This window comes from Pseudomonas sp. Z1-29, assembly GCF_051131995.1.
In the GTDB taxonomy this organism is placed as follows: domain Bacteria; phylum Pseudomonadota; class Gammaproteobacteria; order Pseudomonadales; family Pseudomonadaceae; genus Aquipseudomonas.
Genome location: NZ_CP071645.1, coordinates 3,343,635 through 3,356,173 on the forward strand (window position 1 = coordinate 3,343,635; position 12,539 = coordinate 3,356,173).

Genomic DNA, 12,539 nt, shown 5'->3' on the forward strand with positions numbered 1-12,539 from the left:
CGGCATCATGTTCATCGTCAGGCAGTGTCTTTCAAAAAACAATAAAAGGACGCACCACCATGAAAACCTTCAAACGTACCCTGCTCGCCGGCGCCCTCGCCCTGCTGTCGCTTCCGGCCATGGCCGACGCGACCCACCCGAAAATCGGTTTTTCCATTGATGACCTGCGCCTGGAGCGCTGGTCGCGCGACCGTGACTACTTTGTCGCGGCGGCGGAAAAACTCGACGCCAAGGTCTACGTGCAATCGGCGGACGCCAACGAGCAGAAGCAGATTTCCCAGATCGAAAACCTCATTTCCCGGGGCGTCGATGTGATCGTCATCGTGCCATTCAACGCTACCGTGCTGACCAACGCCGTCGCCGAAGCCAAGAAGGCCGGGATCAAGGTGGTGTCCTATGACCGGCTGATCCTCAACGCCGACATCGACGCCTACATTTCCTTCGATAACGAAAAAGTCGGCGAGATGCAGGCCGGCGGTGTCCTGAAGGCAGCGCCGAAGGGTAACTACTTCCTGCTCGGCGGCGCCCCTACGGACAACAACGCCAAGATCCTGCGCGAAGGCCAGATGAAGGTGCTGCAACCGGCCATCGACAAGGGCGACATCAAGATTGTCGGCCAGCAATGGGTGAAGGAATGGAACCCCACCGAAGCCCTGAGCATCGTTGAAAACGCCCTGACCCGGAACAACAACAAGATCGATGGCATCGTCGCCTCCAACGACGCCACCGCCGGCGGCGCCATCCAGGCCCTGGCCGCGCAGAAGCTCGCCGGCAAGGTGCCGATCTCGGGTCAGGACGCCGACCTGGCGGCGGTCAAGCGCGTGATCGACGGCACGCAGACCATGACGGTCTACAAGCCACTGAAATTGATCGCCTCCGAAGCCGCCAAGCTCTCGGTGCAACTGGCGCGCAACGAGAAGCCCACCTACAGCTCGCAGTACGACAACGGCAACAAGAAGGTCGACACCATCCTGCTCACGCCCACCGCACTGACCAAGGACAACATCGACCTGCTGGAAAAGGACGGGTTCTACACCAAGGCGCAGATTGCCGGGCAGTGATCAAAGCGCACCCCGGGGACTTTTTGCCAAACAGTCCCTGTGGGAGCGAGCTTGCTCGCGATGGCGGCCTGACAGTCAACATTGGTGTCGGATGTGACGGCCTCATCGCGAGCAAGCTCGCTCCCACAGGGCTGGGTGGTGCTCCTCAACGCTGCCTGTGAGCCCTTTTTTTACGAGCCCTCGCCATGTCCGAATACCTGTTGCAAATGAACGGCATCGTCAAGACCTTTGGCGGTGTCAAAGCCCTCAACGGCATCGACATCAAGGTCCGGCCCGGGGAATGTGTCGGCCTGTGCGGTGAAAACGGCGCGGGCAAATCCACGTTGATGAAAGTCCTCTCGGCGGTCTACCCCTATGGCACCTGGGAGGGCGAAATCCTCTGGGACGGCCAGCCGCTGAAAGCCCAATCGATCAGCGAAACCGAGGCCGCCGGGATCGTCATCATCCATCAGGAACTGACACTGGTCCCCGACCTGTCAGTGGCCGAAAACATCTTCATGGGCCACGAGCTGACCCTGCCCGGCGGGCGCATGAACTATCCGGCGATGATCCATCGCGCCGAAGCCCTGATGCGTGAACTCAAAGTGCCGGACATGAACGTCTCGCTGCCGGTCTCGCAGTACGGCGGTGGCTACCAGCAACTGGTCGAGATCGCCAAGGCGCTGAACAAACAGGCGCGCCTGCTGATCCTCGACGAGCCCTCCTCGGCCCTGACCCGTTCGGAAATCGAGGTGCTGCTGGACATCATCCGCGACCTCAAGGCCAAGGGCGTGGCCTGCGTGTATATCTCCCACAAGCTCGATGAAGTGGCGGCGGTGTGCGACACCATTTCCGTCATCCGCGATGGCAAACACATCGCGACCACCGCCATGGCCGACATGGATATCCCGAAAATCATCACCCAGATGGTCGGGCGGGAAATGAGCAACCTCTACCCCACCGAACCCCACGAGATCGGCGAGGTGATTTTCGAGGCGCGCCACATCAGCTGCTACGACGTCGACAACCCCAGGCGCAAACGGGTCGACGATATTTCGTTTGCGCTCAAGCGCGGGGAAATCCTCGGCATCGCCGGGCTGGTGGGCGCCGGTCGCACGGAACTGGTGTCGGCCCTGTTCGGCGCCTACCCCGGACGCCATGAAGGTGAGGTCTGGCTGGACGGCCAGCGGATCGACAGCAGCACACCGCTCAAATCGATCCGCGCCGGCCTGTGCATGGTCCCCGAAGACCGCAAGCGCCAAGGCATCATCCCGGACCTGGGCGTCGGCCAGAACATCACCCTGGCGGTGCTGGAGAACTTCTCGAAGATGACCCGGATCGATGCTGAGGCCGAACTGGGCAGCATCGACCGGGAGATCTCGCGCATGCACCTGAAGACCGCAAGCCCGTTCCTGCCAATCACCAGCCTGTCCGGCGGCAACCAGCAGAAAGCCGTGCTGGCGAAGATGCTCCTGACCAAGCCACGGGTGTTGATTCTCGACGAGCCCACCCGAGGCGTGGACGTCGGCGCCAAGTACGAGATCTACAAGCTGATGGGCGCGCTGGCGGCCGAAGGCGTGTCGATCATCATGGTGTCCTCGGAGCTGGCCGAAGTGCTCGGGGTGTCCGACCGCGTGCTGGTGATTGGCGACGGCCAGTTGCGCGGCGATTTCGTCAATCGTGAACTGACCCAGGAGCAGGTGCTTGCGGCCGCGCTCAGCCATCCCGAAGCCCCTGACAACAATGATCGGAAATCCGCGTAGATGAATCAGGTCAAACAAGTGTTCACCCGCTACAAAATGCTCGCCCTGGTGATTGCCGTGGCAGTCATCTGGCTGTTCTTCAGCTGGCAGACCGAGGGCGGATTCCTGACTCCGCGCAACCTCTCCAACCTGCTGCGGCAGATGTCCATCACCGGAATCCTAGCCTGCGGCATGGTGCTGGTGATCATCAGCGGTGAGATCGACCTGTCGGTGGGTTCGCTGCTGGGCTTGCTCGGCGGGCTCGCGGCGATTCTCGATGTGGTCTATCACATTCCGCTACTGGCGAACCTGAGCCTGGTCGCCCTGTGCGGGCTGGTCATCGGCCTCGCCAACGGCTACATGACCGCCTACCTGCGCATCCCCTCGTTCATCGTCGGCTTGGGCGGCATGCTGGCGTTTCGCGGAATTCTGCTGGGCATCACCGGCGGCACCACGATCGCCCCGGTATCGCCGGAGCTGGTTTATGTCGGCCAGGGTTATCTGCCCCATGCGGTCGGCACAGGCCTTGGCGTGGTGCTGTTTGCCCTGACGTTGTTCCTGACCTGGAAACAACGCCGCAATCGCGCCTTGCACGGCCTGGCCGCCCATTCATTGGTGCGCGACGTGGTGCGGGTGGTGTTGATCGGCGCAGTGCTCGCCGGCTTCGTCTACACGCTGAACAGCTACGACGGGATTCCGGTTCCGGTGCTGCTGCTGTTGGTCCTGCTGGGGGTGTTCAGCTACGTGACCAGCCAGACCGTGTTCGGCCGGCGTGTCTATTCCGTGGGCAGCAACATGGAAGCCACCCGCCTGTCCGGCATCAACGTGCAAGCGGTGAAACTCTGGATCTTCGGCATCATGGGCGTGATGTGCGCCCTCGCCGGCATGGTCAACACCGCGCGCCTGGCGGCCGGCTCCCCCTCGGCCGGCAACATGGGCGAACTGGACGCCATCGCTGCCTGTTTCATCGGCGGCACCTCCATGCGCGGCGGCTCCGGGACGGTCTACGGTGCGCTGCTCGGCGCGCTGGTCATCACCAGCCTGGACAACGGCATGTCGATGCTCGACGTCGACAGCTACTGGCAGATGATTGTCAAAGGCAGCATTCTGGTCCTGGCCGTCTGGGTAGACGTCAGCACCCGAACTGGACGGCGTTGATGGCCGCTCCTTGGGTGATTGATCACGACTCGTGTGCAACGCCTTCACTTTTGCGTGCTTGATGCTTTCAGGGCGGGGCATATGCTGTTCACAGCAAGCCCCGCCAGGACAAGAAGCGCGCGAAAATGAATAGCCCGAGAACGCTTTATCAGAAACATATCGACAGCCATACCGTTTGCCCGCTGGATGATCAGGGCCACGTGCTGCTGTACATCGACCGTCAGGTCGCCAACGAATACACCAGCCCGCAAGCGTTCAGCGGCCTGCGCGAAGCCCACCGCAGCGTCTGGCGCCCCAGCGCAACCCTCGCGGTGGTTGACCACGTCAACCCGACCACGCCTCAACGCATCGCGGCCATGCCGGATGCGGGCGGCGCCCGGCAGGTGTCCTACTTTGCCGAAAACTGCCGAGACTTCGGCATCGAACTGTTGGATGTGCTGGACAAGCGCCAGGGCATCGAGCACGTCGTCGCTCCCGAGCAAGGCTTCATCCTGCCGGGCATGGTCATCGCCGCCGGCGACAGCCATACCACCACCTACGGTGCGCTCGGGGCGTTCGGTTTCGGCATCGGCACTTCTGAAATCGAACATTTGCTGGCCACCCAGACGCTAGTCTACAAGCGTCTGAAAACCCTGCGCGTCACGGTCGATGGCGCCCTCGGCGCGGGCGTCACCGCCAAGGACGTCATCATGGCGCTGATCGAAAAAATCGGCGCCTCGGGCGCTACGGGCTACGCAATTGAATTCACCGGCCCGGTCATCAGCGCACTGAGCGTCGAAGCGCGGATGACCATCTGCAACATGGCCGTGGAAGCGGGTGCGAGAGGCGCCTTCATGGCCCCGGATGACAAGGTCTTTACCTACCTGCAAGGCAAACCCCGTGCGCCTCGGGGCGAGCTGTGGGAACAGGCCGTGGCCAAGTGGCAAGACCTGCGCAGCGATGAGGATGCGGTATTCGATCGGGAAGTGAGCCTCGATGTCGCTGCGCTGGAGCCGATGGTGACCTGGGGCACCAGCCCCGACCAGGCAGCGCCGATTGGCGGCCAGGTACCGGATCCGGCGGCGCAGCCCGACCCGATCCTGCGCCAGGGCCTGCAGCGGGCGCTGGACTACATGGGGCTGACGCCAGGGATGCCCCTTGGCGAAGTGCAGATCAGCCATGCCTTCATCGGCTCCTGCACCAATGCGCGCATCGAAGACCTGCGCGACGCGGCACGGGTCGTTCGCGGCAAGCGGGTCGCGGCCCATGTTCGGGCAATGATCGTGCCCGGCTCCACCGCGGTGCGCGACCAGGCCGAAGAGGAAGGACTGGCTGCGATCTTCCGCGACGCGGGTTTCGAATGGCGCCAGTCCGGCTGCTCGATGTGCCTGGCGATGAACGACGACGTGCTTGCGCCAGGTGATCGCTGCGCATCCAGCACCAATCGCAATTTCGAAGGACGCCAGGGCGCGGGCGCGCGGACTCACCTGATGAGTCCGGCCATGGTCGCCGCCGCCGCGATAACCGGTCACCTGACTGACGTTCGCTCACTGCTCCCGGAGGCCTGAAGATGCAACCCTTTGACACCGTAACCGGCATCGCCGCCCCGCTGCTGGCCGCCAACATCGACACCGACGTCATCATGCCCAAGCAGTTCCTCAAGGGCATTGACCGCCAGGGGCTGGACCGGGGCCTGTTCTTTGACCTGAGATGGCGCGAGCCCGGCGTTGCCAATCCGGATTTCGTGCTCAATCAACCTGGCTGGCGCGATGCGACGTTCCTGGTGGTGGGCGAAAACTTCGGCTGTGGCTCAAGCCGTGAGCATGCGGTCTGGGGCTTGAAGCAGGTAGGGATCAGGGCGCTGATTGGCACAAGTTTCGCCGGGATCTTCTACGACAATTGCCAGCGAAACGGGGTGCTGCTGATTGAGCTTGCCGAGCTCCAGTGGAAAAAGATTGCCGAGCTCGTTGGCCACGCGGAAACGGCCGCTGTCAGCGTCAACCTTGCCGAGCAGCGCATTGAGCTGGCGGACGGCAGCGTTATGGCGTTCGAGATTGACGGACTGCGCAAGGAGTCGTTGCTGCTGGGGTTGGACGCCATTGGCGCAACGCTCCAGCGTGCCGAGCAGATTCGCCGGTTCGAGCGTCGGCATCTGGCGGAGAATCCTTGGTTGTAGGGGTTGGGGTTGGGGTTGGGTTTGACCTGGTTTTGGTAGGTTCGGGCTTCCCCTGTGGGAGCGAGCCTGCTCGCGAAGGCGGCGTGTCAGTCAGTGAAGATTTTGAGTGAGCCCCTTCGCGAGCAGGCTCGCTCCCACAGGGTTCCGTTTATACCGTGAGGTCTGTGCCTGTCGAAAATCCAATGTGGGAGCGAGCCTGCTCGCGAAGGCGGCGTGTCAGCCACCGAAGACGTTTGATGGGCCGGCCCCTTCGCGAGCAGGCTCGCTCCCACAGAGGACGCCACTACGCCTGACCAACCGACAAATCCCGGAAGCACTCCTCGAGAAACTCGACACATACCCGCAATTTGGCCGACTGGCTGAGCCGGGTCGGGTATACGGCCCAGACGTTGGCGCTTTGCGAATAGTCTGGCAGCACCTGGACCAGCCGCCCTTGCTCCAGCAGCGGCTTGACGTCCCACATCGAGCGCAGCAGGATCCCGCCGCCGCTCAACGCCCACTCCAGAACGATCTCGCCACTGTTGGATGATAACGGGCCGCCGACACGTACCGTTGCCTCCTCGCCATCCCGGGTCAGCGTCCATAGGCCGAACGCGTTATTGCGCTCTTTGAGCACCAGGCAATCATGAGCGTCAAGCTCTTCCAGCGAATGCGGGATGCCCCGCCGTTGCAGATACTCCGGACTTGCGCAGAGTATCCGCCGATTGCTCGCCAGCTTGCGCCCCAGGTGTTGGTCCGGCAGGTCATCACCGACGCGGATCTCCAGGTCGAAGCCTTCGCCGACGATATCGACGACGCGGTCGAATACGTCCAGGCGGATGTCGAGCCGGGGGTACGCCTGCGACAGTTTGCCGATGGCCGGTGCGACGTGGTTGCGACCAAAACCGAAACTGCTGCAGATGTGCAGAGCGCCGCTGGGCTGATGTCGCGCCTGGGCGATTTCACCGACAAATTCCTCGAAATCCCCCAACAGCTTTTCGGCCCAGACTCGCACACGCTCGCCATCGTCGGTCAGGGCGATACGCCGGGTAGTGCGGTGCAGCAGGCGCGTGGCGAGCGTCGCTTCCAGTACCGAAATGCGCTTGCTGATATAGGCCGCTGAATAACCCAGCGCTTGCGCGGCACTGGCAAAGCCGTTTTTTCGAACGACGGTGAGAAAGACCTTCAGGTCCTCCGGTAATGGAAACTGATCACGACTCGTGTTCATAAGCCCCACGGCAGCGCTATTCTTCGCAGATTTTGCGAAGAATAGCATCGATCCGGCCCGGCTCAACCGCCGTATTTATTCATCAGCTTCAGTGTTACTCCGTTCGTCCAGCCGAAGCCGTCCTGCAGTTCGTATTCGCCGCCCCCACCGCCGTCGCCCTGTCCGGACACGTCGTACTTCTCGACCAATTTGTCCTCTTTGAGATAAAGGTCTTGGACCTGCTTCAGAAAGCGGCTGCCAATTTCCCGGGCCAGTTCCGTTTGTCCGTAGCGGTCCAACCCTTCGACCGCCACCCATTGCAACGGCGCCCAGCCATTGGGCTCGTCCCATTGCTGGTCGTTGTTGACCTGGGTGGTGGCGATGCCGCCCGGACGCAACAAACCTCGACGCACCGCATCGGCGGTACGATCGGCGCGTTCGGCAGAGGCCATGCCGGTGTAGAGCGGGAACAGCGTTGCGGCAGTCAATCCCGGCCGTTGCCGGTTCTGCTGCCAGTCGTAGTCCACGTAATAACCACCCTCGGCGTTCCACAAGTGCGTCTCGATGGCGCGCTGGCGTTGCTCGGCACGCTGCCCATAGGCCTGGACGCAAGGCGTGTTCGCCACCGTCTCACAGGCCTTGGCGATGGTGCGCTCCAGGTGGAACATCAGGGCGTTCAGGTCCACCGGCACAATCGACGTGGTTCGGATGGTCGCCAGGTTCTTGCCGTCCCCCAGCCAGCGGGAGCTGAAATCCCAGCCGCTTTCGGCCCCGGCGCGCAAGTCGCGCCAGACCTCCTCCTTGGGTCGCTGTGGCGCCTGTTCGGCGGTCTTCGTGTCTTGCAGCCATGACTCCTGCCGAGGCGTAGCGCTGGCATCCCAATAACGGTTGAGCACACTGCCATCGGCGAGCTTGACGACATGTTGCACGGCCTCACCGGCCTTGAGGGCCTGCGCGCCGTCCATCCAGTAGGCATATTCCTTTTGCAACTGGGGAAGGTAGCGCCCGTAGGCCTGCTCGCCTTCGATGTGCGCCTGCAACTCGACCATGTAAGCAAAGAACGGTGGCTGCGAGCGGCTCAGGTAGTAGCTGCGGTTGCCATTGGGGATATGGCCGTAGGTATCGATCATGTAGGCAAAATTGTCGGTCATCTGGCGAACCTGCGTCTTGTCGCCGCTTTGCTCCAGACCGAGCATGGTGAAATACGAGTCCCAGTAATACATTTCGCGGAAACGTCCGCCCGGGACTACATACGGTTGCGGCAACGGCAGCAGGCTGCTGTAGGGCGGCACCTGGGTGTAGGTTCGGCTGAGCACGGGCCAGAGATTATCGATGTGCTCCTTGATCGGCGCACCCGGTTCGGGAGCAGGACTTTCAGCCTGGCCGGATTCGATGAAGTTGTCTTTTATGAAGGCATCGAGATCGAAATCGGCGCCCTCCCGACCGGCCAGGTAATCGGCACGGATCTTCGCCGGGTCACGCTTGGGCAACGCATCGACGAAATGCTTCTGGTCGGTGAACACCTGCTGACGCTGCACGGCTTCGAACAGCTCGGGGTACATCTGGTCGGGCGGCTGATTGGCCCGGTCCCGGGCGTCGGCGTAACCCCACATGGCGGGCGGTTGGCTTGAACAGGCCGTGCACAGCACGGCAGCGAGAGACAGGCTGGGGAAATACAGCGGTCGCATCGGCGGCTCCATCATTTGTCGTTCCTGACCAACGAGTGACATAACGAGGTGGAGCGCGGTTCACTCGAAATGCCTTTCCTCACCTCGACGGAACCCCTGCCTGACCCCTGCTCTCTATGGCAGGACCAACAGGACGGAGGTGTTGATCATGATTGCCCCAGCAACCGGCATGCGGCACGGTGAGCGTTACGCCGTTGAAAGCATCGAGCGCGCGCCTCACTTCCCAGGTTTCTTCCTTGATGGAAAGTATTACCTGGGCCCTGAATTAAATACGGCGGTGGGCTGGCTGGAAGGCCAGACCTTCCTCTACGACCAGCTCGACCCCGAGGGCGAGCCGGTGTACCCCGGCAGAGTTGCTGGCACCATTGAGGACCTGACGCTGATAATGGCCGATGGCGTGCGCCTGAAGCTGGCACCCTTGCAGCCCGATATCGGCCGGCCCACGGGCCCCGCCGCTACCGCCGCTCAGACCCAATCGCATCCCTTGGCTGGAAAACTCGTGGTCATCACCGGAGCGTCCAGCGGAATCGGTCGTGCCACCGCTCTGGCGTTTGCCCGGCAACGGGCGCGCCTGGTGCTGGCGGCACGTGATCGCGAGGCGCTCGCTGAAGTTGTCGACGAATGCCAGGCCCAGGGCGCCGCCGCATTGGCGGTGTGCACCGATGTCACCCGCAGCGAACAGATGCAGGCGCTAGCCGCCGAGGCCGCCGCGTTTGGCGACGGGCGCATCGATATCTGGATCAATAATGCCGGCGTCGGCGCGGTGGGCAGTTTCGAGCAAACGCCGCTTGAGGTACATGAACAGGTCCTGCAAACCGACCTGCTCGGCTACCTGCGGGGCGCCTATGTGGCATGGCCCTATTTCAAGGCGCAGAAGCGCGGGATCCTGATCAACACCCTGTCGCTGGGCAGTTGGGTCGCCCAGCCCTATGCCGCTGCCTACTCGGCAAGCAAATACGGCTTGCGCGGCTTGTCCGAAGCCCTGCGCGGTGAACTCGGCGAATACCGGGACATCCACGTCTGCGACATCTACCCCGCCGTCATCGACACGCCGGGCTTTCGCGACGGCGCCAATTACACCGGCCATGCGCTCAAGCCACCGCCTCCCGTCTACGACCCGCAGCGGGTTGCCGAAGCGATGGTCAGCTGTGCGCTCAACCCCAAGCCCAGCACCACCGTGGGCAGCGCGGCGATACTGGCGAGAGTCGCGCACTTCCTGGTGCCCGGTTTCCCGCAACTGTCCGGCTGGTTGACGCGTCTGGGCCTGAACCGCAGCCCGGCGTTGGCGTCATCCTCGGGCAACCTGTTCAACCCGCCCAGCGGGCCGCGTAAAATCGAAGGCGGCTGGCGCAAGCCTGCGCGACGACCATCGCCCGTGCTGGTGGCGGGCGCGGCGCTGTTGCTTGGCGGGTGCCTGGTGGCATTGGGTCGGGAGCGTGGCCGCAGGTGACGGCACAGCCAGGCAATCGGATCAGTCCGGCGCCGAACGGAACGCTTCGACCTTTAGCCCGAACCGGCTCATCTTGTTGTACAGGCCGCCCCGGGACACGTTCAACCGTTGGGCGGCCAGACGGATATTGCCGCGCGTGTCCCGCAGGGCGGCGATGATTGCGTTCATTTCGTGCGTGCCCAGATCGAGGGCCGCCCTGGGTTCAGGAGTAGCTTGGCGGGCCGAGGGCCGCCCGCCCTGCCTGATTTCCAGGGCCAGGTCATTCGCCTGGATGAGTTCGGTGGTTGCCAGGTTGGTCGCGCGCTCAATGACGTTTTCCAGCTCACGGACGTTCCCCGGCCAATGATAGGCATCGAGAACCTCCAGCGCCTGTGGTGACAGGTCACGTATCGGCTTTCGCAGCGACCGGGCACACCGCGCGAGGAAATGCCGCGCCAGCAAGGGCACATCCTCCCGCCGCATCCGCAGCGGCGGCACCGTCAGGCTCAGCACATTGAGGCGGTAATAAAGGTCCTCGCGAAAGGCCCCGTCGGCGACGGCCTGGCTCAGGTTGCGGTGAGTGGCGGCAATGATGCGCACATTGACCCGCAGCGATTTTTTCGCCCCCACCCGCGTCACTTCGCCTTCCTGCAGGACGCGCAGCAGGCTGACCTGCGCATTAAAGGCCATGTCACCGATCTCGTCGAGGAAGATCGTCCCGCCATCGGCCAGTTCGAATCTGCCCGCCGAGCCACCGCGAGCCGATCCGGTGAACGCACCTTCGACATGGCCGAACAGTTCGCTCTGCACCAGATCCCGGGGAATGGCCCCGCAATTGACCGCCACGAACGGACCGCCACTGCGGTCGCTGGCGTTATGGATGGCCTGGGCAAACAGCTCCTTTCCGGTGCCACTCTCACCGAGAATCAGCGTGGTCGAGTCACTGCGACTGGCGATCCGGCCCAGTTGCAAGGCGTCCTGAATCGCCCGTGAACGACCCTGGATGGTCTCGAAGGTGTAGCTGGCCTGGGTGCCGATGAGGCGCCGGGTAATCTCACGGATGCGCCGATTCTCGCGCAGCGAAACGATACGACCGCCCTGCTCCAGAGGGCAGACAGATACCAGGCAGGCCAGATGACTGTGGTCATGCAGCTCGAAGGTGCAATCCAGGTCCCTTGCCCCTTCGCCATCCCCTCGCAGGATCTCGCCGCTCTGCTCGGTCTGCCCCAGGCTCTGGAACGGCTTGCCCAACCAGTCACGGTCGACGCGGAACAATTGCCGGGCGTAATGGTTGAGGGCCTTGATGCAACCTGTTTCATCGAGTACCACCAAGCCCTCGTTGAGCACTTCAAGCACTGTCTGTTGTTCTTCCAGCAGTGCCTGCAGCGCCATTTGCCGGGAGACCGCTTCAGCCGCGGCCTGGACGGTGCCCAGGGTATGGAAGTGAAACCAGCCGGGCTCGGCGGTCAGGGTCAGCATCGCCAGGGTCCGGCCATGAGCATCGCGGATAGGCGCGGCGGCGCAATGCATACGCCGCTGGCGCAGGCCTATGCCGAAATTTTCCTCGGCCAGCACATACACCAGCCGGTCCTCGACCAGCGCCAGCCCGGTGCAATTGGTGCCCTGCACCGATTCGAGCAACCGGCTGCCGATGGGCGTGAGGTCCAGCCCGCAGAAATACAGGGTCGTGCCTTCGGCATCGGTCAGGTTGATATGCCCGTTGGGGTTGTAGGCGAGCAAGCCGCGCATGACCTGTGCGGCGGCGGCAATCAACAGGCGATTCGCCGTCAGCGTGGCGGTCAGCTCGGCGGGCGCGACAAAACGGTACTCGCCGTCCTCCGGATCCAGCCCGGCATCGACGCTGCGCCGCCAGGAATTCCAGATCACTTGCCTGACATCGGCGGGACGCTCGGTGCTGGCGTTCAGGCATGCTCGCCAGGCCTCTTCCAGCGCCGCGTTTGATCCTCCATTCAACGACGCGGGGCCGAGGGCGGTCAGATAGTCCCGGTCTTCAACGCTCAGGGCCATGGGTTGTGCATTCATTGTCGGCTCTATGTTCAGGTTTTCGACATGTCAGTGTAGACATGTCCACGAAATGAACATCCCTCTTTCAAGATCGCAGAAAAAAACCTTTAAATTCA

General features: G+C 62.8%; 9 protein-coding genes. 6 read left to right on the forward strand and 3 right to left on the reverse strand.

Translation table 11 applies throughout. From position 1 onward, the window contains the following. Window positions 1–59: 59 nt before the first annotated feature. From xylF to leuD, 5 genes are all read left to right on the forward strand, one after another. Window positions 60–1,061: a D-xylose ABC transporter substrate-binding protein gene (gene xylF, locus J3P84_RS15155; RefSeq protein ID WP_305494967.1), complete on the forward strand. Its 1,002-nt coding sequence runs from the start codon at window positions 60–62 to the stop codon at window positions 1,059–1,061. A 185-nt stretch (window positions 1,062–1,246) separates the two neighbouring features. Next, entirely contained in the window at window positions 1,247–2,803 is a 1,557-nt protein-coding gene (gene xylG / locus J3P84_RS15160) for a D-xylose ABC transporter ATP-binding protein (RefSeq protein ID WP_434624047.1), read from the forward strand. Beyond that, window positions 2,804–3,940 (forward strand): sugar ABC transporter permease, encoded by a 1,137-nt coding sequence (locus J3P84_RS15165; RefSeq protein ID WP_434568680.1) that lies wholly within the window; start codon window positions 2,804–2,806, stop codon window positions 3,938–3,940. A gap of 125 nt (window positions 3,941–4,065) precedes the next feature. Continuing rightward, window positions 4,066–5,487 carry a 3-isopropylmalate dehydratase large subunit gene (gene leuC / locus J3P84_RS15170; RefSeq protein WP_434624050.1) on the forward strand — a complete coding sequence of 474 codons (1,422 nt, stop codon included), beginning with the start codon at window positions 4,066–4,068 and terminating at the stop codon, window positions 5,485–5,487. A 2-nt stretch (window positions 5,488–5,489) separates the two neighbouring features. Beyond that, on the forward strand, window positions 5,490–6,095 hold the full coding sequence (gene leuD / locus J3P84_RS15175) for a 3-isopropylmalate dehydratase small subunit (RefSeq protein ID WP_434624051.1): 606 nt from the start codon (window positions 5,490–5,492) through the stop codon (window positions 6,093–6,095). A gap of 283 nt (window positions 6,096–6,378) precedes the next feature. Here leuD and J3P84_RS15180 read toward each other — a convergent pair whose 3' ends face one another. Then, window positions 6,379–7,302, reverse strand: a complete 924-nt coding sequence (locus J3P84_RS15180; protein WP_434624052.1) for a LysR substrate-binding domain-containing protein — start codon at window positions 7,300–7,302, stop codon at window positions 6,379–6,381. A gap of 62 nt (window positions 7,303–7,364) precedes the next feature. After that, a complete protein-coding gene (treA, locus tag J3P84_RS15185; protein ID WP_434624053.1) occupies window positions 7,365–8,984 on the reverse strand; it encodes an alpha,alpha-trehalase TreA in 1,620 nt (539 codons plus the stop codon). A 133-nt stretch (window positions 8,985–9,117) separates the two neighbouring features. Here treA and J3P84_RS15190 point away from each other — a divergent pair, with 133 nt between their 5' ends. Then, window positions 9,118–10,419: an SDR family oxidoreductase gene (locus tag J3P84_RS15190; RefSeq protein ID WP_434624054.1), complete on the forward strand. Its 1,302-nt coding sequence runs from the start codon at window positions 9,118–9,120 to the stop codon at window positions 10,417–10,419. Between the two features lie 21 nt (window positions 10,420–10,440). On the opposite strand, the gene J3P84_RS15195 is transcribed toward J3P84_RS15190, so the two are convergent. After that, window positions 10,441–12,441: a sigma-54 interaction domain-containing protein gene (locus tag J3P84_RS15195; RefSeq protein WP_434624055.1), complete on the reverse strand. Its 2,001-nt coding sequence runs from the start codon at window positions 12,439–12,441 to the stop codon at window positions 10,441–10,443. Window positions 12,442–12,539 lie beyond the last annotated feature (98 nt).

Excerpts from the sequence above, each read along its gene's own strand:
- xylF (WP_305494967.1), top strand. The coding sequence starts at position 60 with ATGAAAACCTTCAAACGTACCCTGCTCGCCGGCGCCCTCGCCCTGCTG.
- xylG (WP_434624047.1), top strand. The coding sequence starts at position 1,247 with ATGTCCGAATACCTGTTGCAAATGAACGGCATCGTCAAGACCTTTGGC.
- J3P84_RS15165 (WP_434568680.1), top strand. The coding sequence starts at position 2,804 with ATGAATCAGGTCAAACAAGTGTTCACCCGCTACAAAATGCTCGCCCTG.
- leuC (WP_434624050.1), top strand. The coding sequence starts at position 4,066 with ATGAATAGCCCGAGAACGCTTTATCAGAAACATATCGACAGCCATACC.
- leuD (WP_434624051.1), top strand. The coding sequence starts at position 5,490 with ATGCAACCCTTTGACACCGTAACCGGCATCGCCGCCCCGCTGCTGGCC.
- J3P84_RS15180 (WP_434624052.1), bottom strand. The coding sequence starts at position 7,302 with ATGAACACGAGTCGTGATCAGTTTCCATTACCGGAGGACCTGAAGGTC.
- treA (WP_434624053.1), bottom strand. The coding sequence starts at position 8,984 with ATGATGGAGCCGCCGATGCGACCGCTGTATTTCCCCAGCCTGTCTCTC.
- J3P84_RS15190 (WP_434624054.1), top strand. The coding sequence starts at position 9,118 with ATGATTGCCCCAGCAACCGGCATGCGGCACGGTGAGCGTTACGCCGTT.
- J3P84_RS15195 (WP_434624055.1), bottom strand. The coding sequence starts at position 12,441 with ATGAATGCACAACCCATGGCCCTGAGCGTTGAAGACCGGGACTATCTG.